We start from the raw sequence: 22,341 nt of genomic DNA, 5'->3' as shown, positions 1-22,341 counted from the left end.
CGGAGCCTTCCATGTCCCGCGTTACCCTGAGTCGCTATTTGATTGAGCAGACCCGTAGCAACAACACTCCTGCCGATCTGCGTTTCCTGATCGAAGTGGTGGCGCGCGCCTGCAAGGAAATCAGCCACGCCGTCTCCAAGGGCGCCCTGGGCGGCGTACTGGGCAGCATGGACACTGAAAACGTCCAAGGCGAAGTGCAGAAGAAGCTCGACGTAATCTCCAACGAGATCCTGCTCGAAGCCAACGAATGGGGCGGTCACCTGGCCGGCATGGCGTCCGAAGAAATGGACAATGCCTACCAGATCCGGGCAAATACCCGAAAGGCGCGTACCTGCTGGTATTCGACCCACTGGACGGCTCGTCGAACATCGACATCAACGCCCCGGTCGGTACGATCTTCTCGGTGCTGCGTTGCCCGAACGAATACCTGACCCAGAACGAGCCTTTGAATGAAAAGGCCTTTCTGCAACCAGGCACCCAACAAGTAGCCGCCGGTTACGCGATCTACGGCCCGCAGACCATGCTGGTGCTGACCCTGGGTGATGGCGTGAAAGGTTTTACCCTGGACCGTGAAATGGGCAGCTTCGTGCTGACCCACGAAGACATCCAGATCCCGACCTCCACTCAGGAATTCGCGATCAACATGTCCAACCAGCGTCACTGGGAAGCGCCGGTACAACGCTACGTCGGCGAATTGCTGGCGGGCGAAGAAGGCCCGCTGAAAAAGAACTACAACATGCGCTGGGTCGCCGCGATGGTCGCGGACGTGCACCGCATCCTGACCCGTGGTGGCCTGTTCATGTACCCACGCGACAGCCGCGAGCCGTCCAAGCCAGGCAAACTGCGCCTGATGTACGAAGCCAACCCGATGTCGTTCCTGGTTGAACAGGCCGGCGGCGCGTCCACCGATGGCCACCAGCGCATCCTCGACATTCAGCCTGAAGGCCTGCACCAGCGCGTAGCGGTGTTCCTTGGTTCGAAAGAAGAAGTCGAGCGCGCTACGGCTTACCACAAGGAATAAACCCATGACCGCGCCCTGGCAGCCGTTGCTCGAATGGTGGTTCGGATCTTCCGAATCCCCCGACGACGTAGCGGCTGACAAGGGCCAGTTATGGTTCGGCAAGCGCGACAGCCAGGACCTCGAAGCGCAGACGCGTTTCGGGGACTGGGTCGAGCAGGCACTGGCCGGCGGTTTGACTGACTGGGCGCAACGCCCTGAAGGTTGGCTGGCTCTGGTGCTGCTGCTTGATCAACTCCCGCGAATGATCTTTCGCGACACACCCAAATCGTTTGCCGGTGATCGCCGGGCCCAGGCCCTGGTGGCGCAAGGCATAGCCGCGGATTTTGATCGGCAGTTACGGCCGATTCAGCGGGTGTTCATCTACTTGGTGTTTGAGCATTGCGAGAATCTGGTGGTGCAGAACGAGGCGGTTTCGCGGTTTATCGAGTTGCTCGCGCAGCAGCCTGAGGCTGACCGGACGGTGTTTGCCGATAACCTGGATTATGCCGAGCGGCATCAGAAGGTGATTGCGAAGTTTGGACGGTTTCCCCATCGTAATGGGGTGTTGGGAAGGGTGTCTACGGCTGAGGAAATCGAGTTTCTTTCGGGGCCGGGTTCCCGGTTCTAACTCATTGTTGTTGCTGATGCCGCCAAGATCACAGCCTACGGCAGCTCCTACAGGGATCTGTGTTGCACCGCGACAGCACCTGTAGGAGCTGCCGCAGGCTGCGATCTTTTGATTTTTAAATTCTGAAACTACCCACCAACTGCTTCAACCGCGCCGCCTGCTGCTCAAGGTCCGAGCACGCGCGCAACGTTGCCTGCAAGTTCTCCACGCCTTCCTGGTTCAACGTGTTGATCTCGGTAATGTCGACGTTGATCGACTCCACCACCGCCGTCTGCTCTTCGGTCGCGGTCGCCACCGACTGGTTCATCCCGTCGATTTCACCGATACGTTGAGTCACGCTGCCCAGGCGTTCACCGGCCTGGTTGGCAATGCCGACGCTGCTTTCGCTCTGGCGCTGGCTGTCGGTCATGGTGCTCACCGCTTCCGGGCGCCGACTTGCAACTCCTCGATCATCTTCTGCACTTGCTGCGCCGAATCCTGGGTGCGGTGGGCGAGGTTGCGTACCTCGTCGGCCACCACGGCAAAACCGCGTCCGGCTTCACCGGCCCGCGCGGCTTCGATGGCCGCGTTCAGTGCCAACAGGTTGGTCTGCTGGGAGATACTGGTAATCACTTCCAGAATCTGCCCGATGTTCACGGTGTTGCTATTGAGCGTCTCGATGTTGCCGCACGAATCGCTGATCTTGGCCGACAGCTGCTGCATGGCGGCGATGGTTTTATCCACTACCTGTTGACCTTCTTCGGCCAAGGCGCGGGCGTCGCTCGAATGCTGAGAGGCGAGGGCGGCGTTCTGGGCGATTTCCTGGGCGGCGGCACCGAGCTCGTTGATCGCTGCGGCTACGCTGCTGGTGCGCGAGGATTGCTGGTCGGAGTTGAACATCGACGAGTTCGACGCAGCAACCACACGCAAGGCCACTTCGTTGACCTGGCCGGTGGCCGAGGCCACTTCGCGGATCGAGGTGTGAATGCGTTCCACGAAGCGGTTGAACGAAGTGCCCAGCGCGCCGAATTCATCCTGGCCGTGAATGGTCAGGCGCTTGGTCAGGTCGCCTTCTCCTTCGGCGATGTCATGCATCGCGCGGCCCATGGTCAGCAGCGGTTGCATCAGGAAGCTGATCAGCAAGCCCAGCAGCGCGATGATGATCACCACGGCGATGACCATGGCAATGATCGCCGAGGTGCGAAACTCGCTTAGCATCGAGAACGCGGTGTCCTGGTCGAGCACCAGCGCCACGTACCAGTCCGCCGACGGCACGCCGTTGACGTGGGTGAAGGAGATGAATTGGCGCTTGCCGTCGAGCTCGACTTCTTTCATGCCCGGACTGACTTTGGGGGCGCTGTTCGGGTACGCGTCAGCAAGGGTCTTGAGCACCAGCTTGCTGTCCGGGTGGATCAGGATCTTGCCCTCGGCGCTGACGATAAACGCATGGCCGTGACCGCCGAAGTTCAGCGAGTTGATGATCGCGCTGACGCTGGACAGGTCGATGTCCGCACCGGCGACACCAATCAGCTGGTTCTGATGCTGTACCGGTGTCGCAACGGTGATCACCAGTTTGCCGGACGAAGCGGCGATGTAGGGTTCGGTAACGATGGTTTGCCGGGCGTTGTCGGCGGCCTTGTACCAGCCACGGGCGCGCGGGTCGTAATCGGCAGCGCGATTGCCGGCCGGAATCGAGGTCATCACGCCTTCGGTGCTGCCGAAGTAGCTCAACTGGAAGTTGCCGGTGTAAGCCGGCAGGTCAATGGCGCGTTTCAGACTGGCCGGAGCGCTGCCATCCACGGCAATCTGCTGGGACAGCGATTGCAGCAACTGGATGCGGCTTTCCAGCCAGGTCTGGATGTTGCTGGTGGTCAGGCTGCCGAGTTCCTGCATCGAGGATTCGGTATTGCTGCGCAGTGTCTGGCGCTGACGGTAGTCGTTGAAGAGGATGAAACAGGCGAATGCAACGGCCACTACGAGGGCAGCAGCCAACAAGATCTTGTGGCTGAACTTCATGTTTCTGGTCATTAAATGAGCTACCGCGGAGGGGCTGGTCAACAAGGGGAGCGGCAATTTGCCACACCTGGGGCTTTGCGCTGCTTCTATGTCGACAGGTCTGCGCCAAAGATTAGGCGGTTTTTTATGAAAACCGACGAAATGCCCTACAGCACGAAAAAGTCGCTGATTTATTGGCAAAAGGCAGACGGGCGGACTGATAAATAGCCGGGTGGTCGGGGAACCAGATGGGGGTTTTCTCTTCTAAGCTTCAGCTTGGCAGCCATGCCATTCCCCTTCGCTCCAGGAGCTACACCATGTCGCTGCGATCTATCGCCTTGCTCTCGTTCTGCGTGTTGTTGGTCGCGTGCAGCAAGGTCAATCAGGAGAACTACTCCAAGCTGTCGGCCGGCATGGCCAAGGCCGAGGTTGAAACCTTGCTCGGTAAACCCGCCGATTGCTCGGGCGCACTGGGTATGTCCAGTTGCACCTGGGGCGACAAAAACAGCTTTATCAGCGTGCAATACGCCGGTGACAAAGTGCTGATGTTTTCCGGCCAAGGCCTGAAATAAACCGGGGCTACGCGCCCACGGGAGAAAAACAATGAAGCGGTTATTGATAGTTCTTTTCGCTGGCCTGGTATTGGCCGGCTGCGCCTCTTCTGGCGTAGATCCGTTGGCACCCAAGACCGTCAACAGCGTCAACCTCAAGCGTTACCAGGGCACCTGGTACGAGTTGGCCCGGCTGCCGATGTATTTCCAGCGCAACTGTGCGCAATCCGAGGCCCATTACACCCTCAAGCCTGACGGTAACGTGGCGGTGCTCAATCGCTGCCTGACGCCGGACTGGCAATGGGAAGAAGCCAAGGGCACGGCTTATCCACAGGCGCCGGGCAAGACCGACAAACTGTGGGTCGAGTTCGATAACTGGTTTTCGCGGCTGATTCCGGGGGCGGCGAAGGGGCAATACTGGGTGCTGTACGTCAGCGACGACTACAAGACCGCCATTGTTGGCGACCCGAGCCGCAAGCACCTGTGGCTGCTGTCTCGGACCCCGACGGTCAACGGCGTGGTGCGTGAAGAGCTGCTGAGCAAGGCGCGGCAGCAGGGCTACGACACCACGCGGCTGATCTGGCGTGCGTCGGATACGCAGATGGCCAAGACCTCGAATTAGCGGCGCGGCTGAAAAAGATCGCAGCCTGCGGCAGCTCCTACAGGGTCCGGGTTGATCCGCATTATTGCGGTCAACCGGATCAATGCAGGAGCTGCCGAAGGCTGCGATCTTTTGCTTTTAACCGAGCAAGTCGCGAAGGACTTGGGTGAAGGCGCGGTTGCTTTCCTCTTCGCCTGCATGACGCCCGTCACGCACAACCCACTGGCCATTGACCAGCACATCGCGCACCTGGCGATCGCCGCCGGCAAACAACCAGCGATTCAGAATCCCGTCGCCGCTGGCCGTCGCCAGGTACGGATCGTTGCCGTCCAGCACCAGCCAATCCGCACGCTTGCCGACTTCCAGCGCACCGATCGGCTGCCCGAGCGCCTGAGCGCCGCCATCCAGCGCGGCGTCGTACAGCGTGCGGCCAACCATCGGCTGATCCGCGCCATACAAACGATTACGCCGCTGATCCCGCAGGCGCTGGCCATATTCCAGCCAGCGCAATTCTTCCACCACGCTCAATGACACATGGCTATCGGAACCAATGCCCATGCGTCCGCCCTGAGCGAGGAAATCCACCGCTGGGAAAATCCCGTCGCCAAGGTTGGCTTCGGTGGTCAGGCACAGCCCGGCAATGGCGCGACTCCTGGCCATCACCGTGACTTCTTCCGGGTTGGCGTGGGTCGCGTGGACCAGGCACCAGCGCTGGTCGACCTCGGTATTTTCGTACAGCCATTGCAGCGGACGACGACCGCTCCAGCTCAGGCAGTCATCGACTTCCTTCTGCTGTTCGGCGATGTGAATGTGCACCGGGCACTGTTTGTCGCTGGCGGCCAGTACTTCGCTGATCTGCTGCGGGGTGACCGCGCGCAACGAGTGGAAACACAGGCCCAGCGACTGCGCCGGTTGCTGTGCGAGGATCGGCTGCAAGCGCGACTGAAGCTTGAGGTAGTTTTCGGTGCTGTTGATAAAGCGGCGCTGGCCTTCGTTCGGGGTCTGGCCGCCGAAGCCGGAGTGGCTGTAGAGCACCGGCAGCAAGGTCAGGCCGATACCGGCGGAACTGGCGGCCTGGCTGATGCGCAGCGCCAGTTCGGCAGGGTCGGCGTAAGGCTGGCCATCGGTGTCGTGATGTACGTAATGAAACTCCGCGACCGAGGTGTAGCCGGCCTTGAGCATTTCGATGTATAGCTGGCGGGCGATCACGCCGAGCTGGTCCGGGCTGATTTTTCCGACGAGGCGATACATCAAGTCGCGCCAGGTCCAGAAACTGTCGTTCGGATTGCCCGCCACTTCCGCCAGCCCGGCCATGGCCCGCTGAAACGCGTGAGAGTGCAGATTCGGCATACCCGGCAGCAGCGGACCGCTTAGCCGTTCGGCGTCATCTGCGTGGGAATCGGCCTGGATATGGGTCAAAACGCCGTCGGCGCTGACCTCAAGACGTACATTGTTGGCCCATCCACTAGGCAGCAGCGCGCGTTCGGCAAAGAAGGCGGACATGGTTCAGCACCCCATCGTGTGTTATTTGTATATACATATACAGACGTTTGCCTGCTCGGTAAACTCCGGCAAGCTAGCAACCTCTCTTCAACGAACAAGGATTAACCGTGCCGACTCCGCCTGCAGTGTCACCGTTGGCCGCGAACATGGGCGACAGTCCGGCGCCCTTGTACGCCCGCGTCAAACAGATGATCACCCAGCAAATCGACAGTGGAAACTGGCCGCCGCATTACCGCGTTCCGTCGGAAAGCGAGCTGGTCAATCAACTGGGCTTCAGCCGCATGACCATCAACCGCGCCTTGCGCGAGATGACCGCCGACGGTCTGCTGGTGCGCATGCAAGGTGTTGGCACCTTCGTCGCCGAACCGAAAAGCCAGTCGGCCTTGTTTGAAGTGCACAACATCGCCGACGAAATCGCCTCCCGCGGCCATCGCCACACCTGCAAGGTCATCACCCTTGAAGAAGAGGCCGCCGGTTCCGAGCGCGCCTTGGCGCTGGACATGCGCGAAGGCCAGAAGGTCTTCCACTCGCTGATCGTGCATTTCGAAAACGATATTCCGGTGCAAATCGAAGACCGTTTCGTCAACGCGCTGGTGGCGCCGGAGTACCTCAAGCAGGACTTCACCCTGCAAACGCCTTACGCCTACCTGAACCAGGTCGCGCCGCTGACTGAAGGCGAGCACGTGGTCGAGGCGATTCTTGCCGAAGCCAGCGAGTGCAAATTGCTGCAGATTGAAAAGGGCGAGCCGTGCCTGCTGATCCGTCGCCGCACCTGGTCCGGCCGTCAGCCAGTGACCGCCGCCCGTTTGATCCACCCTGGTTCCCGTCATCGTCTGGAAGGTCGGTTCCATAAATGAATGAGTTGAAGGTTCTACGCGCAAAAGATTACCCACGCATGCCGTGGAAAAACGGCGGCGGCAGCACTGAAGAAATCACCCGCGATGCCGGCACCGGTCTCGATGGTTTCGGCTGGCGCCTGTCGATTGCCGATATCGGCGAATCGGGCGGCTTCTCGACGTTCGCAGGCTATGAACGAGTGATCACCGTGCTGCAAGGCGAGGGCATGACCTTGCGCGTCGACGGCCAGGACACGCGGCCGTTGTTACCGCTGGACCCGTTTGCCTTTAGCGGTGAGAGCCTGGTTTCGTGCAGCTTGCTCGGCGGGCCGATTCGGGACTTCAACCTGATTTATGCACCGCAGCGCTACAGCGCGCGATTGCAGTGGCTGGACGGCGAGCAGCGGTTTTTCAGTTCGGCGGGCACGGTGTTGGTGTTCAGCGTGGCTGAGGCGCTTGAAGTGAAGCTCGGTAACAGCGACGCACAACTGGGTCGCCATGATTGCCTGCAGCTTGAGGGTAATGCCGGTCTGCTGGAGGCCTCCGTCAGCGGCCAATGCTGCGTTATTGAGCTGATCGCACGCTGATTCGAAATCCTTAAAAGATCGCAGCCTTCGGCAGCTCCTACATTGATCGCGTTCACCGCACATTTGCGGATGGGCACTGAACCTGTAGGAGCTGCCGAAGGCTGCGATCTTTTTGCTTTTCAACGTTCCCCATCGCGCACCACTTTGTTACCGAACGCCCCAGTGTGGCGCAAAACCACGCTCAGGTAACAGCCGTCACCCTCGCGCAAAAAGCCCTCCGAAAAAATTCATCTCCAGCAAAACCCTTGATCTACAGGCTTTCCAGCCCCGCCAAAACTTTTCCTGAAGGCCCATCCGGCAAGTTGGCCGCTTGATTGCATATGCTTGTATGTACAAGTAAAGACGTATGCGTATGAGTCGACCGAGACTCCTCGCAGCGTCCACTGATTCGCTTGTGGCGCTTTGACGCGCACAGGCTTGCTTGCCCACTGCCCGGGCTGGTTTGAATTGATCGCTGAGGAGTCTTTTTTCGTGACTGACAATAAGCCCACTAAGTACCGTGACGTCGAAATCCGCGCTGCCCGCGGTAACAAGCTGACCGCCAAGAGCTGGCTGACTGAAGCGCCGCTGCGCATGTTGATGAACAACCTCGACCCGGCGGTTGCCGAGAACCCTAAAGAACTGGTGGTTTACGGTGGTATCGGTCGTGCGGCACGTAACTGGGAGTGCTACGACAAGATCGTCGAAAGCCTGACCAACCTGAACGACGACGAGACCCTGCTGGTGCAATCCGGCAAGCCGGTCGGCGTGTTCAAGACCCACAGCAACGCCCCGCGCGTACTGATCGCCAACTCCAACCTGGTGCCACACTGGGCGAGCTGGGAACACTTCAACGAGCTCGACGCCAAAGGCCTGGCCATGTACGGCCAGATGACCGCCGGCAGCTGGATCTACATCGGCAGCCAGGGCATCGTTCAAGGCACCTACGAAACCTTCGTCGAAGCCGGTCGCCAACACTACAACGACAACCTCACCGGTCGCTGGGTCCTGACCGCCGGCCTCGGCGGCATGGGCGGCGCACAGCCGCTGGCCGCGACCCTGGCCGGCGCTTGCTCGCTGAACATCGAATGCCAGCAGGTCAGCATCGACTTCCGCCTCAGCAGCCGTTATGTCGATGAACAAGCCACCGACCTCGACGACGCGCTGGCCCGCATCGCCAAATACACCAAGGAAGGCAAGGCGATTTCCATCGCCCTGCTGGGCAACGCGGCTGAAATCCTGCCGGAACTGGTCAAGCGCGGCGTGCGCCCGGACATGGTCACCGACCAGACCAGCGCCCACGACCCGCTCAACGGTTACCTGCCGGCCGGCTGGACCTGGGAAGAGTACCGCGCTCGCGCCAAGACCGAGCCGGCTGCCGTGGTGAAAGCCGCCAAGCAATCGATGGCGGTGCACGTTCAAGCGATGTTGGACTTCCAGAAAATGGGCGTGCCGACTTTTGACTACGGCAACAACATCCGTCAGATGGCCCAGGAAGAAGGCGTGGAAAACGCATTCGACTTCCCGGGTTTCGTACCGGCTTACATCCGTCCGCTGTTCTGCCGCGGCATCGGGCCGTTCCGTTGGGCTGCACTGTCGGGCGATCCGCAAGACATCTACAAGACCGACGCCAAAGTCAAAGAACTGATCCCGGACGACGCGCACCTGCATAACTGGCTGGACATGGCCCGCGAGCGCATCAGCTTCCAGGGTCTGCCGGCACGTATCTGCTGGGTTGGCCTGGGCCTGCGCGCCAAGCTCGGCCTGGCGTTCAACGAAATGGTGCGCAGCGGTGAATTGTCCGCGCCCATCGTCATCGGTCGCGACCACCTGGACTCCGGTTCGGTAGCCAGCCCGAACCGCGAAACCGAGTCGATGCAAGACGGTTCCGACGCTGTGTCCGACTGGCCACTGCTCAACGCGCTGCTGAACACGGCGAGCGGCGCGACCTGGGTTTCCCTGCACCACGGCGGCGGCGTCGGCATGGGCTTCTCCCAGCACTCGGGCATGGTGATTGTCTGCGACGGTACGGACGAAGCGGCCGAGCGTATCGCTCGCGTGCTGCACAACGACCCGGCGACCGGCGTCATGCGTCACGCCGATGCGGGTTACCAGATCGCGATCGACTGTGCCAAGGAGCAGGGTTTGAACCTGCCGATGATTACCGGCAAATAAAAAACGGGCCTTGGCCCAACACAAAACCTGTAGGAGCTGCCGCAGGCTGCGATCTTTTGATCTTGATCTTCTAAAAGCAAAAGATCGCAGCCTCGTTTCACTCGACAGCTCCTACAGAGATCCGACCACCACCGACAACAATCCACAGAGGTTGAATCATGGCTGTTAACAGCGATCGTGCAGGCAGTAAACCGTTGATCGAGAAGCGTTCGATCGACTACATCCCGGAAGCGGAAAGACACGGTCGTCTATTAAGTCAGTTCACCCTGTGGCTGGGGGCCAACCTGCAAATCACCGCGATTGTGACCGGTGCTCTGGCCGTCGTGCTCGGCGGCGATGTGTTCTGGTCGTTGATCGGTTTGCTGATCGGGCAACTGCTCGGCGGCGGCGTCATGGCGTTGCATGCTGCACAAGGTCCGCAACTGGGCTTGCCGCAGATGATCTCCAGTCGTGTGCAGTTTGGCGTGTATGGGGCGGTAATTCCGCTGGTGTTGGTGTGCCTGATGTACATCGGCTTCTCGGCCAGCGGATCCTTGCTGGCGGGGCAAGCCGTGGCGCAATTGCTGCACGTTGAAGACTGGGTCGGCATCGTGCTGTTCGCCAGCTCGATCATGGTCTTCACCATCTTCGGCTACCGGGTGATTCACGGCATCGGCCGGATCGCCAGCGTGCTCGGTGTGATCGCCTTCGTTTACCTGTTTTACAAACTGTTGGCCGGCAACGACATCATGGCGTTGCTCGGTAACAAGCATTTCTCCCTGGCGAGTTTCCTGTTGGCGGTGTCGCTGTCGGCGTCCTGGCAGATCGCGTTCGGCCCTTACGTGGCGGACTACTCGCGTTACCTGCCGCGCAGCACCTCGGCCGTGAAAACCTTCTGGGCCGTGGGCCTGGGTTCAGTGCTCGGGGCGCAGGCGTCGATGGTCTTCGGTGTATTCGCCGCGGCCCTGGCCGGTTCGCAATTCGCTCACCACGAAGTCTCGTTCATCGTCAGCCTCGGTGGCACCGGCATTGTCGCCGGCCTGCTGTACTTCGCGGTGGCGTTCGGCAAAGTCACGGTGACCACGCTCAATGCCTACGGCAGCTTCATGTCGATCGCGACGATCATCAGCGGTTTCCGTGGCAGTCGACACATCCCGAGTGCGGTGCGCCTGCTGTACATCTTCATCATGGTGTCGCTGGCGACGGCCCTGGCGTTGCTCGGCAAGGACTCGTTCCTCAAGGACTTCTCCGCGTTCATTCTGTTCCTGCTGGCGTTTTTCACGCCGTGGAGCGCGATCAACCTGGTGGACTTCTATTGCATCACCAAAGAACGCTACGACATCCCGGCATTGTCCGACCCGAACGCTCGCTATGGTCGCTGGAACATCATGGGCATCAGCATCTACGTGTTCGGTGTGTTGATTCAGATGCCGTTCATTTCTACCCACTTTTACACCGGCCCTCTGGTGGCGAGCCTCGGTGATACCGACATCTCGTGGATCATTGGTCTGGTGGTGCCGGCCGCGCTGTATTACTTCGCGGCCAAGAAATGGCACAGTCCAGTACCCGACCGTTTGATCCTGCCGGTCGAACAGGGCGCGGTCACCGAACAAAAGCTGAGTGGGGCTGGTCGCGCTGCTGCGGTTTAGACCCGACGGGATGTGGGCAGGGGCAGGGGCAGGGCTGGGTGCCTCTTGACTGCCGTCAGCCAACTCATGATTAGGAGCGTCACAACAATGCAATCGAACAAGACCCTGCTGACCACATTGCTTTCCATGGGCCTGCTGGCCAGTGCCGGCGCCACTCAGGCAGCCGGTTGGTGCGAGTCGGGCAAACCGGTGAAGTTCGCCGGCCTGAACTGGGAAAGCGCGATGTTGCTGACCGACGTGCTGCAAGTCGTGCTGGAGAAAGGCTACGACTGCAAGACCGACAGCCTGCCGGGCAACTCCATCACCATGGAAAACGCCCTGAGCAGCAACGACATTCAAGTGTTTGCCGAAGAGTGGGTCGGCCGCAGCGCGGTCTGGAACAAGGCTGAGAAGGCCGGCAAAGTCGTTGGTGTGGGGGCTCCGGTGGTGGGTGCGGTCGAAGGCTGGTACGTGCCGCGTTACGTGATCGAAGGCGATGCCAGGCGCAAGCTGGAACCGAAGGCCCCGGACCTGAAGAACATTGCTGATCTGGCCAAGTACTCCGCCGTGTTCAAGGACCAGGAAGAGCCCTCCAAGGGCCGTTTCTACAACTGCCCCGCCGGCTGGACCTGTGAACTCGACAACAGCGAAATGCTGAAAAGCTATGGCCTGGAAAGCACCTACACCAACTTCCGCCCAGGCACTGGCCCGGCGCTGGATGCGGCGGTGCTGTCGAGCTACAAGCGTGGCGAACCGATCCTGTTCTACTACTGGTCGCCAACCCCACTGATGGGCCAGGTTGATCTGGTCAAACTCGAAGAGAAGCCAGGCGTGGACAAGCGCGTGACCATCAAGGTTGGCCTGTCCAGGACCTTCCACGACGAAGCCCCGGAACTGGTGGCCGTGCTGGAAAAGGTCAACCTGCCAATCGACATCCTCAACCAGAACCTCGGACGCATGACTAAAGAGCGGATCGAATCGCCAAAACTGGCCAAGATCTTCTTGAAGGAACATCCTGAAGTCTGGCACGCATGGGTGAGCGACGACGCAGCCAGGAAAATCGATGCGGCCTTGTAGGTCAAGACTCTCCGACTGCCGGCAATGGCCGTCGGACACTTGATCGCAACCCCTTGATTGAGAGTCTCTTATGTTTCCCGAAAGCTTTACTTTTTCCATCGCCGACTGGGTCAACAGTTGGGTTGATTCGCTGGTCACCAACTACGGGGACGTGTTCCGGCACATCTCCGACACCCTGTTGTGGGCCATCGTCAATCTTGAAGGCATGCTGCGTGCGGCGCCCTGGTGGCTGATGCTGGCAATCGTGGCGGGCATTGCCTGGCACGCGACCCGTAAAGTGCTGACCACGGCTGTCATCGTCGGCCTGCTGTTCCTGGTGGGGGCGGTCGGCCTCTGGGACAAACTGATGCAGACCCTGGCGTTGATGATGGTGGCGACGATCATTTCGGTGCTGATCGGCATTCCGCTGGGCATTCTCTCGGCGCGCAGCAATCGCCTGCGTTCGGTGCTGATGCCGTTGCTGGACATCATGCAGACCATGCCGAGCTTCGTGTACCTGATCCCGGTACTGATGCTGTTCGGCCTGGGCAAGGTCCCGGCGATTTTCGCCACGGTGATCTACGCCGCGCCACCGCTGATCCGCCTGACCGATCTGGGTATTCGCCAGGTTGACGGTGAAGTGATGGAAGCGATCAACGCCTTCGGTGCCAACCGTTGGCAGCAACTGTTTGGCGTGCAACTGCCGCTGGCCCTGCCGAGCATCATGGCCGGGATCAACCAGACCACCATGATGGCCCTGTCGATGGTAGTGATTGCCTCGATGATCGGTGCCCGTGGCTTGGGCGAAGACGTGTTGGTGGGGATTCAGACCCTCAACGTCGGTCGAGGCCTGGAGGCCGGTCTGGCGATCGTGATTCTGGCAGTGGTCATCGACCGCATTACTCAGGCGTATGGTCGGCCACGGCATGAGGTGAGCAAATGAGCAACGCAGCCATCAGTAAAATCGAAGTCAAAAACGTCTTCAAGATTTTCGGCAACCGTTCCAAGGAAGCGCTGGGCATGATTGGCCAGGGCAAGACCAAAGACCAGGTGCTGGCCGAAACGGGTTGCGTGGTTGGCGTGAACGACCTGTCGTTGAGCATCGGCACTGGCGAGATCTTCGTGATCATGGGCCTGTCGGGTTCCGGCAAATCGACCCTGGTGCGTCACTTCAACCGCCTGATCGACCCGACCAGCGGCGCGATCCTGGTAGACGGCGTGGACATCCTGCAATACGACATGGAAGCCCTGCGCCAATTCCGTCGTCACAAGATCAGCATGGTGTTCCAGAGCTTCGGCCTGCTGCCGCACAAAACCGTGGTGGACAACGTCGCCTACGGCTTGAAAGTGCGTGGCGAGAGCAAGCAAATGTGCTCGGAGCGCGCGCTGCACTGGATCAACACCGTGGGCCTCAAGGGCTACGAAAACAAATACCCGCACCAGCTCTCGGGCGGCATGCGTCAACGTGTGGGCCTGGCCCGCGCCTTGGCCGCAGACACTGACATCATCCTGATGGACGAAGCGTTCAGCGCCCTCGACCCGCTGATCCGCGCCGAAATGCAGGACCAGTTGCTTGAGCTGCAAAAGACCCTGCACAAGACCATCGTCTTCATTACCCACGACCTCGACGAGGCCGTGCGCATCGGCAACCGCATCGCGATCCTCAAGGATGGCCGCCTGATCCAGGTCGGCACGCCGAAAGAGATCCTGCACTCGCCGGCGGATGAATATGTGGATCGGTTCGTACAGCGGCGGGTGGCGGTGGTTTAAAGGTTTGCGGTGATTGGGCAGCCCTCTTCGCGAGCAGGCTCGCTCCCACATTGAAATGCGTACCCCTGTGGGAGCGAGCCTGCCCGCGAAAGCGCCGGTGAAGCTGCATCAAATATTAAGGTTGTAAGCACGAGGTCAAAGATGTCCCAGGCTAATAAAATCGTTATCGCAGGCGACCACCTGCGTTGGCAGGATGTGGTGGCCGTCGCCCGTCATGGCGCACAGCTTGAGCTGTCGACCGGGACCTGGGCAAGGATCGACAATGCCCAGGCGATCGTCCAGCGGATCGTCGCCAGCGGCGAGCGCGCCTATGGCGTCAACACCGGCCTCGGCGCCTTGTGCAACGTCTCGCTCAAAGACGAACAACTCAGCCAACTGTCGCGCAATACCTTGCTCAGCCACGCTTGTGGCGTCGGCGCGCCATTGGCCGACGAACAGACCCGCGCGATCATCTGCGCGGCGATTGTCAATTACAGCCACGGCAAATCCGGCATTCATCGCCAAGTGGTCGAAGGCCTGTTGGCGCTGCTCAATCGCGGCATCACGCCGCAAGTGCCGTCCCAGGGTTCGGTGGGTTACCTGACCCACATGGCCCACATCAGCATCGCGCTGTTGGGTGTCGGCAATGTCAGCTATCGCGGGCAGATCGTATCCGCACAGCAAGCCTTGGCCGAAGAAGGTCTGGAGCCGGTCCAGCTCGGCGCCAAGGACGGTTTGTGCCTGGTCAACGGCACGCCATGCATGACTGGCCTCAGCTGCCTGGCGCTGGCCGACGCGACGCGTCTGGTGCAATGGGCCGACGTGATCGGCGCCATGAGCTTCGAAGCCCAGCGCGGTCAGATCGCCGCGTTCGATGCCGAGATCATCGCGCTCAAGCCGCACCGGGCATGCAGCAAGTCGGCAGCAACCTGCGGGCGTTGCTCAATGGCAGTGAAGTGATCGCCAGCAGTAAAGGTATTCGTACTCAGGATGCGCTAAGCATCCGTTCGATCCCGCAAGTTCACGGCGCTGCTCGCGATCAGCTTGAGCACGCCAGAAAGCAGATCGAAACCGAACTCAACTCCGTCACCGACAATCCGATGCTGCTGGGTACGCCGGACAACTTCCGGGTGGTGTCCCAAGCCAACCCGCACGGTCAGTCCGTGGCTATGGCGGCAGATTTGCTGGCGATTGCCATGGCCGAAATCGGCTCCATCGCCGAGCGTCGCCTGGACCGTTTGATCAACCCGCACGTCAGTGGTTTGCCGGCGTTCCTGGTGGCTAATCCGGGGGTGAACTCCGGGATGATGATCGTCCAATATGTCGCCGCTTCGCTGTGTGCGGAAAACCGTCAACTGGCGCAACCGGCAGTGCTCGACAACTACGTCACCTCGGGCTTGCAGGAAGACCATTTGAGCCTGGGCACCAACGCCGCGCTGAAGCTGCATCGCGCCCTGGAAAACTGCACGCAGATCCTCGCCATCGAGTACCTGCTGGCGGCCCAGGCGTTTGAATTCTTGAAAGAACAACGTTTCGGCGCGGGTACCGATGCTGCTTGGCGTCTGCTGCGCGAACGTGTCCCGGCTTACGACCAGGACCGCTGGCTGGCGCCGGATATCGCCGCGGCTGCCAGTGTGTTGAAAGACCCGATTTTGCTGCACAAGGCTTTACCCAACCTCAACTGAAATCCACAACACCAGCGTGCCAAGGCGCCAGCCCCTCTCAAAAAGTCGGGAAGCGACGGACAACGGAAATCTCCGGAGCGTCTGGTTAGTACTCTTCTTAACAAAAGAAGAAACTCACAAAAGGAGAATGATGTGACTGCGCTTAATTTGATTCCCGGCCAACTGAGCCTTGCCCAACTGCGTGATGTTTATCAGCACCCGGTCAAAATCACCCTCGACAACAGTGCCTCGGCCCAGATCAACGCCAGCGTTGCCTGCGTGGAACAGATCCTCGCCGAGAACCGCACCGCCTACGGCATCAACACCGGTTTTGGCCTGTTGGCCTCGACCCGCATCGCCAGCGAAGACCTGGAAAACCTCCAGCGCTCGCTGGTACTGTCCCACGCTGCCGGTGTGGGTGAGCCGATCAGCGATGCCTTGGTGCGACTGGTCATGGTGCTCAAGGTCAATAGCCTGAGCCGTGGTTTTTCCGGCATTCGCCGCGTCGTGATCGACGCGCTGATCGCGCTGATCAACGCCGAGGTTTACCCGCACATTCCATTGAAGGGTTCGGTCGGTGCATCCGGCGACCTGGCGCCTCTGGCCCACATGTCCCTGGTGCTGCTGGGTGAAGGCAAGGCTCGCTACAAAGGCGAGTGGATGGAAGCCACCGAAGCGCTGAAAGTCGCCGGCCTGACCCCGCTGACCCTGGCTGCCAAAGAAGGTCTGGCGCTGCTTAACGGCACTCAGGTTTCTACCGCTTATGCATTGCGCGGTTTGTTCGAAGGCGAAGACCTGTTCGCTGGCGCCCTGGCCATTGGTGGTCTGACGGTTGAAGCGGTCCTGGGCTCGCGCTCGCCGTTCGACGTACGCATCCACGCCGCTCGTGGTCAGAAAGGCCAGATCGACGCCGCTAGCGCTTACCGCGATTTGCTCGGTGAGCGCAGCGAAGTGTCCGACTCCCACGAAAACTGCGAAAAGGTCCAGGACCCGTACTCCCTGCGCTGCCAGCCGCAAGTCATGGGCGCGTGCCTGACCCAGTTCCGTCAGGCCGCCGAAGTGTTGGCCGTCGAAGCCAACGCCGTTTCCGACAACCCGTTGGTCTTCGCTGCTGAAGGCGACGTGATCTCTGGTGGTAACTTCCACGCCGAACCAGTGGCCATGGCCGCTGACAACATGGCCTTGGCCATCGCTGAAATCGGTTCCCTGAGCGAACGCCGCATCTCGCTGATGATGGACAAGCACATGTCGCAACTGCCGCCGTTCCTGGTGGCCAATGGCGGCGTGAACTCCGGTTTCATGATCGCCCAAGTGACCGCAGCGGCACTGGCCAGCGAAAACAAGGCATTGTCCCATCCGCATTCGGTGGACAGCCTGCCGACATCGGCTAACCAGGAAGACCACGTGTCGATGGCTCCGGCGGCTGGCAAGCGTCTGTGGGAAATGGCCGAAAACACGCGCGGTGTGCTGGCGGTGGAATGGCTGGCGGCGTGCCAGGGTCTGGACCTGCGTGACGGCCTGAAGACTTCGACGAAGCTGGAAAAGGCCCGTGCCATCCTGCGCGCTGAAGTGCCGTTCTATGAGAAGGATCGGTTCTTCGCACCGGACATCAATGCCGCGAGCGAGTTGTTGGCGACCCGTTGCCTGAATGAACTGGTGTCGGCGAAGTTGCTGCCTAGCCTGTAATGGCCTCTTCGCGAGCAGGCTCGCTCCCACATTGGATTGCGTGAACCCTGTGGGAGCGAGTCTGCTCGCGATTCGATTTTTGCGTCGAATAAAAATAATTAAGGACGAGAAATGCAACCACAAACCAAAGGTTTGAAACGCGGGCTCTCTGCCCGACATATTCGCTTCATGGCGCTGGGGTCGGCGATCGGCACCGGGCTGTTCTATGGTTCTGCCTCGGCCATTCAGATGGCCGGGCCTGCGGTTCTGCTCGCTTACCTGATCGGCGGCGCGGCAGTGTTCATGGTGATGCGCGCCCTCGGTGAGATGGCGGTGCACAACCCGGTGGCCGGCTCTTTCGGCCAGTACGCCAGCACCTATCTGGGGCCGATGGCGGGCTTCATCCTCGGTTGGACCTACGCGTTTGAAATGGTCATCGTCGGCATGGCTGACGTCACCGCATTCGGTATTTACATGGGCTTCTGGTTTCCGGAAGTCGCCCGCTGGATTTGGGTACTCGGCATCGTTTCAGTGGTCGGCGGCTTGAACCTGTGCAACGTCAAAGTCTTCGGTGAAATGGAGTTCTGGTTGTCGCTGCTCAAGGTGGCAGCCATCGTCGCAATGATCCTTGGTGGCTTCGGCATCATGTTGTTTGGCATCAGCACCGCGCCCGGTGCCCAGGCGACCGACATCAGCAATCTCTGGAGCCACGGTGGCTTCATGCCGAACGGCGTGGGCGGCTTGATCGCTTCGTTTGCGGTGGTGATGTTTGCGTTTGGCGGCATTGAAATCATCGGCGTTACGGCCGGTGAAGCCAAAGACCCGCAGCATGTGCTGCCCGGGCGATCAACGCCGTACCGTTGCGTATTCTGCTGTTCTACGTGTTGACGATGTTTGTGCTGATGTCGATTTTCCCGTGGCAGCAGATTGGCAGCCAGGGCAGTCCGTTTGTGCAGATTTTCGACAACCTGGGGATCAGCTCGGCGGCGACCGTTCTCAATATCGTGGTGATCTCGGCGGCGATTTCGGCTATTAACAGTGACATCTTCGGCGCTGGCCGCATGATGTACGGCCTGGCCCAGCAAGGACACGCACCCAAGGGCTTTGCCCGCTTGTCCGGGAATGGCGTGCCATGGATGACCGTGGTGGTGATGAGTGCCGCGCTGCTGCTGGGCGTGCTGCTGAATTACCTGATACCGGAAAACGTGTTTCTGCTGATCGCGTCCATCGCGACCTTCGCCACGGTATGGGTCTGGCTGATGATTTTGTTCACCCAGGTGGCCATGCGTCGTTCCATGAGTGCCGAGCAGGTTGCCCAGTTGAAATTTCCGGTGCCGTTCTGGCCCTATGCGCCGATGGCGGCGATTGTCTTCATGCTCTTCATATTCGGCGTGCTGGGCTATTTCCCGGACACCCAGGCTGCATTGATTGTTGGCGTGGTCTGGATCGTGCTGTTGGTGTTGGCCTACCTGACGTGGGTGAAGCCAGCGGCAGGGCAGGCGGCGCTGGTGGCGCAGGAATCTTCTTTTTCTCATCGATAACCTAACGGAGGCCAGGATGAAAACGCTCTGGCAACACTGTCACGTCGCAACCATGGCGCAAGGCGTCTACTCGATCATCGAGGATGCGGTCATCGTGACGTCCGGTGCGCACATTGAGTGGGTCGGCCCGCGCAGCGAACTGCCGGCCGGCGAATACCCGGTCGTCAACGATTTGAAAGGGGCCTGGGTCACCCGGGCCTGATCGACTGCCACACCCACACAGTGTTCGGCGGTAATCGCAGCGGCGAATTCGAGCAGCGTCTGCAGGGCGTCAACTACTCGGAAATCGCCGCGGCGGGTGGTGGCATCGCCAGCACCGTGCGCGCCACTCGCGCGGCCAGCGAAGACGAACTGTTCGCCAGCGCCGCCAAGCGGCTGAAAAGCCTGATGCGCGACGGCGTGACCACGGTCGAGATGAAGTCCGGCTACGGCCTGGATCTGGCCAGCGAGCGCAAGATCCTGCGGGTCATCCGTCGTCTCGGCGCCGAGCTGCCGGTCAGCGTGCGCAGCACCTGCCTGGCGGCCCACGCCTTGCCGCCGGAATATAAGGATCGCGCCGACGACTACATCGACCACATCTGCGCCGAGATGCTTCCGGCCCTGGCCGCCGAAGGGTTGGTGGATGCGGTCGACGCGTTTTGCGAATACCTGGCGTTCTCGCCGGCACAGGTCGAGCGTGTGTTCATCACCGCCCAGGCACTCGGTTTGCCGGTGAAGCTGCATGCCGAGCAGTTGTCGTCCCTGCACGGTTCGAGCCTGGCGGCGCGTTACCACGCGCTGTCGGCCGATCACCTGGAGTTCATGACCGAAGACGACGCCATCGCCATGGCCGAGTCCGGCACTGTCGCGGTGCTGCTGCCGGGTGCGTTCTACTTCCTGCGTGAAACCCAGTTGCCGCCGATGGACGCCCTGCGCAAGCACGGGGTGAAAATCGCTATCGCCAGTGACCTCAATCCCGGCACTTCGCCGGCGTTGTCGTTGCGCTTGATGCTGAACATGGCCTGCACCTGTTTGCGCATGACCCCGGAAGAAGCCCTGGCCGGTGCAACCATTCATGCTGCCACGGCGCTGGGCATGGCCGAGACTCACGGGTCGCTGGAAGTTGGCAAGGTCGCAGACTTTGTCGCCTGGCAAATCGATCGTCCGGCCGACCTGTCGTACTGGCTGGGCGGCGACCTGGAAAAACGCATCGTGCGTCACGGTGTCGAAACAAGCATTTAGGAGAGCAGTTGTGGATAAGGTTCTGAACTTCAAACAAGGCCGCGTGCCGCTGCTGATCAGCATGCCCCACGCCGGCCTGCGCCTGACCCCGGCGGTCGAGGCCGGGTTGATGCCTGACGCACGTAATCTGCAGGACACCGACTGGCACATTCCGCTGCTTTACGAATTCGCCGTCGAGCTGGGTGCCAGCACCCTGGATGCCGAGTACTCGCGGTATGTCATTGATTTGAACCGGCCGTCCGACGACAAGCCGCTGTACGCTGGTGCGACCACCGGTCTGTACCCGGCAACGCTGTTTGACGGCACTCCATTGTTCCGCGAGGGCATGGAGCCGTCTGCAGCGGAGCGGGCGACCTATCTGGAGCAAGTCTGGACGCCTTACCACCGTACGTTGCAGAACGAGCTGGCGCGACTAAAGGCCGAGTTCGGCTACGCACTGCTGTTCGATGCGCACTCGATCCGCTCGGTGGTCCCGCACCTGTTCGACGGCAAACTGCCGGACTTCAACCTCGGCACCTTCAACGGCGCCAGTTGCGATCCACAGTTGGCCACTCAGCTGGAAGCGATCTGCGCCAGGCACACCGATTACAGCCATGTGCTGAACGGTCGCTTCAAGGGCGGTCACATCACCCGGCATTACGGCAACCCGGCCGAGAACTTCCACGCGGTGCAACTGGAGCTGGGGCAGTGCACGTACATGGAAGAGTTCGAGCCGTTCCGCTATCGGCCGGACCTGGCGGCGCCGACGCAGGTGGTGTTGAAGGAATTGCTGCAAGCGTTTTTGGCTTGGGGCCAACAGCACTACGGCGCTTAAGATCAAAAGATCGCAGCCTGCGGCAGCTCCTACATTGACCGTGTGAAAACCCGATCCTGTAGGAGCTGCCGCAGGCTGCGATCTTTTGGGTTATCACTGTCGCCACCGTGCAAATCTCGGTCGCCACAGTTCGCTTCTACCCGCTCGACGCTGCGTAATGTTCTGGACACGGTGCATGAAGACACCGGACCCCATAATAATCTGCCGCACGAGAACGCTATCCATGACAAGCACCAAAGGTTTGTTCACCCGCTGTCTCTCAATCCTCTGCGGCACCGCTCTGTTGAGCACCAGCGTCCTGGCCAGTGAAGAGGCTTCCTGCAAAGCCGTACGCATGGGCGTGGTCAACTGGACCGACGTGATCGCCACCAGCGGCATGGCCGACGTTCTGCTCAATGGCCTCGGCTACGAAAGCAAGCAAACCAGCGCCGTGCAGCAAATCATCTTCGCCGGCATTCGCGACAAGCGCCTGGATATCTTCCTGGGTTACTGGAAACCGGCGATGGACAAGAACATCGCCCCGTTCATCGCCGCCAATCAGGTCAAGGTCATGGAAGCGCCCAGCCTTTCCGACGCCCAGGCCACCCTCGCTGTTCCTGACTACGTGGCCGCCGCCGGCCTGAAAACCTTCGCCGATATTGCCAAGTTCAAAGACCAGCTCGGTGGCAAGATCTATGGCATTGAGCCGGGCAGTGGCGCCAACACCACCATCAAGACCATGATCGAGACCAATCACTTCGGCTTGAAGGATTTCAAACTGATCGAGTCCGGTGAGGCCGGCATGCTCGCCGCCGTGCAACGGGCGGTGAACCGCAAGGAGTTCGTGGTGTTCGTCGGCTGGACCCCGCACCCGATGAACATCAACATGAAGATCGCCTACCTGACCGGCAGCGAAGACGTCTACGGCCCGAACGAAGGCGCGGCGACCGTCTCCACCGTCACCGCCCCGGACTATGCCGAACGCTGCCCGAACGTGAATCGCCTGCTGCAAAACCTGACCTTTACCGCGTCCCAGGAAAGCCAGTTGATGGTGCCGATCATGGAACGTAAAACGCCGCAGGATGTGGCCAGGCAGTGGCTGCGTGATCATCCGCAAGATTTGCAGCGCTGGCTGGCGGGTGTCAGCAGTGTGGACGGCAAGGATGGTGTGGCGACGGTTCAGGCCAGCCTGAAAAACTGAGGGCAGGCGC

14 protein-coding genes and 5 pseudogenes are annotated in these 22,341 nt (G+C 60.4%); 17 read left to right on the top strand and 2 right to left on the bottom strand.

All coding sequences use genetic code 11. The annotated features are described in order from the left end of the window. Positions 1 to 11: 11 nt before the first annotated feature. Together JFV26_RS10980 and JFV26_RS10975 are read left to right on the top strand one after the other, a co-directional pair. Positions 12 to 1,021: pseudogene (locus JFV26_RS10980) on the top strand (class 1 fructose-bisphosphatase). 4 nt (positions 1,022 to 1,025) lie between these two features. After that, a complete protein-coding gene (locus JFV26_RS10975; RefSeq protein ID WP_201192184.1) occupies positions 1,026 to 1,628 on the top strand; it encodes a DUF924 family protein in 603 nt (200 codons plus the stop codon). A 115-nt stretch (positions 1,629 to 1,743) separates the two neighbouring features. Here JFV26_RS10975 and JFV26_RS10970 read toward each other — a convergent pair. Then, positions 1,744 to 3,635: pseudogene (locus JFV26_RS10970) on the bottom strand (methyl-accepting chemotaxis protein). 284 nt (positions 3,636 to 3,919) lie between these two features. Between JFV26_RS10970 and JFV26_RS10965 the strand changes: the two are divergent. Then, on the top strand, positions 3,920 to 4,174 hold the full coding sequence (locus JFV26_RS10965) for a hypothetical protein (RefSeq protein WP_054054697.1): 255 nt from the start codon (positions 3,920 to 3,922) through the stop codon (positions 4,172 to 4,174). 31 nt (positions 4,175 to 4,205) lie between these two features. Next, on the top strand, positions 4,206 to 4,775 hold the full coding sequence (locus tag JFV26_RS10960; protein WP_201192182.1) for a lipocalin family protein: 570 nt from the start codon (positions 4,206 to 4,208) through the stop codon (positions 4,773 to 4,775). Between the two features lie 117 nt (positions 4,776 to 4,892). On the opposite strand, the gene JFV26_RS10955 is transcribed toward JFV26_RS10960, so the two are convergent. Then, entirely contained in the window at positions 4,893 to 6,257 is a 1,365-nt protein-coding gene (locus tag JFV26_RS10955) for a formimidoylglutamate deiminase (protein ID WP_201192180.1), read from the bottom strand. A gap of 146 nt (positions 6,258 to 6,403) precedes the next feature. Here JFV26_RS10955 and hutC point away from each other — a divergent pair, with 146 nt between their 5' ends. From hutC to JFV26_RS10890, 13 genes and pseudogenes are all read left to right on the top strand, one after another. Next, on the top strand, positions 6,404 to 7,114 hold the full coding sequence (gene hutC, locus JFV26_RS10950; protein ID WP_201192620.1) for a histidine utilization repressor: 711 nt from the start codon (positions 6,404 to 6,406) through the stop codon (positions 7,112 to 7,114). Beyond that, entirely contained in the window at positions 7,111 to 7,680 is a 570-nt protein-coding gene (locus JFV26_RS10945) for a HutD/Ves family protein (protein ID WP_201192178.1), read from the top strand. Before hutC ends, JFV26_RS10945 begins: the two co-directional genes overlap by 4 nt. Positions 7,681 to 8,151: 471 nt before the next feature. Continuing rightward, positions 8,152 to 9,834, top strand: coding sequence for a urocanate hydratase (gene hutU, locus JFV26_RS10940; protein WP_201192176.1), 1,683 nt, complete (start codon positions 8,152 to 8,154; stop codon positions 9,832 to 9,834). Between the two features lie 158 nt (positions 9,835 to 9,992). Beyond that, positions 9,993 to 11,462 (top strand): purine-cytosine permease family protein, encoded by a 1,470-nt coding sequence (locus tag JFV26_RS10935; RefSeq protein WP_201192174.1) that lies wholly within the window; start codon positions 9,993 to 9,995, stop codon positions 11,460 to 11,462. Positions 11,463 to 11,549: 87 nt separating this feature from the next. Continuing rightward, the gene (locus tag JFV26_RS10930) at positions 11,550 to 12,518 is read left to right on the top strand and encodes an ABC transporter substrate-binding protein (protein WP_201192172.1); all 969 of its coding nucleotides are present in this window, start codon (positions 11,550 to 11,552) and stop codon (positions 12,516 to 12,518) included. Between the two features lie 70 nt (positions 12,519 to 12,588). Next, the gene (locus tag JFV26_RS10925) at positions 12,589 to 13,440 is read left to right on the top strand and encodes an ABC transporter permease (RefSeq protein ID WP_201192170.1); all 852 of its coding nucleotides are present in this window, start codon (positions 12,589 to 12,591) and stop codon (positions 13,438 to 13,440) included. Beyond that, positions 13,437 to 14,267 (top strand): quaternary amine ABC transporter ATP-binding protein, encoded by an 831-nt coding sequence (locus JFV26_RS10920; protein ID WP_201192168.1) that lies wholly within the window; start codon positions 13,437 to 13,439, stop codon positions 14,265 to 14,267. The genes JFV26_RS10925 and JFV26_RS10920 overlap by 4 nt, the downstream gene beginning before the upstream one ends. Positions 14,268 to 14,498: 231 nt before the next feature. Then, positions 14,499 to 15,931 (top strand): annotated as a pseudogene (locus tag JFV26_RS10915) (HAL/PAL/TAL family ammonia-lyase). Between the two features lie 132 nt (positions 15,932 to 16,063). After that, the gene (hutH, locus tag JFV26_RS10910) at positions 16,064 to 17,596 is read left to right on the top strand and encodes a histidine ammonia-lyase (RefSeq protein WP_201192167.1); all 1,533 of its coding nucleotides are present in this window, start codon (positions 16,064 to 16,066) and stop codon (positions 17,594 to 17,596) included. Positions 17,597 to 17,707: 111 nt separating this feature from the next. Continuing rightward, positions 17,708 to 19,116, top strand: a pseudogene (locus JFV26_RS10905) (amino acid permease). Positions 19,117 to 19,132: 16 nt separating this feature from the next. Further along, positions 19,133 to 20,337 (top strand): annotated as a pseudogene (hutI, locus tag JFV26_RS10900) (imidazolonepropionase). 10 nt (positions 20,338 to 20,347) lie between these two features. Then, a complete protein-coding gene (gene hutG / locus JFV26_RS10895) occupies positions 20,348 to 21,151 on the top strand; it encodes an N-formylglutamate deformylase (RefSeq protein WP_201192164.1) in 804 nt (267 codons plus the stop codon). A gap of 223 nt (positions 21,152 to 21,374) precedes the next feature. Further along, entirely contained in the window at positions 21,375 to 22,331 is a 957-nt protein-coding gene (locus tag JFV26_RS10890; RefSeq protein ID WP_201192162.1) for a choline ABC transporter substrate-binding protein, read from the top strand. Positions 22,332 to 22,341 lie beyond the last annotated feature (10 nt).

This window comes from Pseudomonas sp. TH31, from assembly GCF_016650815.1.
GTDB lineage: Bacteria > Pseudomonadota > Gammaproteobacteria > Pseudomonadales > Pseudomonadaceae > Aquipseudomonas.
This window is presented reverse-complemented; position numbering and strand designations above follow the sequence as displayed.

Bases quoted from the DNA above. Each gene is read 5' to 3' on its own strand.
- JFV26_RS10975 (WP_201192184.1), top strand. From the start codon at position 1,026: ATGACCGCGCCCTGGCAGCCGTTGCTCGAATGGTGGTTCGGATCTTCC.
- JFV26_RS10965 (WP_054054697.1), top strand. From the start codon at position 3,920: ATGTCGCTGCGATCTATCGCCTTGCTCTCGTTCTGCGTGTTGTTGGTC.
- JFV26_RS10960 (WP_201192182.1), top strand. From the start codon at position 4,206: ATGAAGCGGTTATTGATAGTTCTTTTCGCTGGCCTGGTATTGGCCGGC.
- JFV26_RS10955 (WP_201192180.1), bottom strand. From the start codon at position 6,257: ATGTCCGCCTTCTTTGCCGAACGCGCGCTGCTGCCTAGTGGATGGGCC.
- hutC (WP_201192620.1), top strand. From the start codon at position 6,404: ATGGGCGACAGTCCGGCGCCCTTGTACGCCCGCGTCAAACAGATGATC.
- JFV26_RS10945 (WP_201192178.1), top strand. From the start codon at position 7,111: ATGAATGAGTTGAAGGTTCTACGCGCAAAAGATTACCCACGCATGCCG.
- JFV26_RS10935 (WP_201192174.1), top strand. From the start codon at position 9,993: ATGGCTGTTAACAGCGATCGTGCAGGCAGTAAACCGTTGATCGAGAAG.
- JFV26_RS10930 (WP_201192172.1), top strand. From the start codon at position 11,550: ATGCAATCGAACAAGACCCTGCTGACCACATTGCTTTCCATGGGCCTG.
- JFV26_RS10925 (WP_201192170.1), top strand. From the start codon at position 12,589: ATGTTTCCCGAAAGCTTTACTTTTTCCATCGCCGACTGGGTCAACAGT.
- JFV26_RS10920 (WP_201192168.1), top strand. From the start codon at position 13,437: ATGAGCAACGCAGCCATCAGTAAAATCGAAGTCAAAAACGTCTTCAAG.
- JFV26_RS10890 (WP_201192162.1), top strand. From the start codon at position 21,375: ATGACAAGCACCAAAGGTTTGTTCACCCGCTGTCTCTCAATCCTCTGC.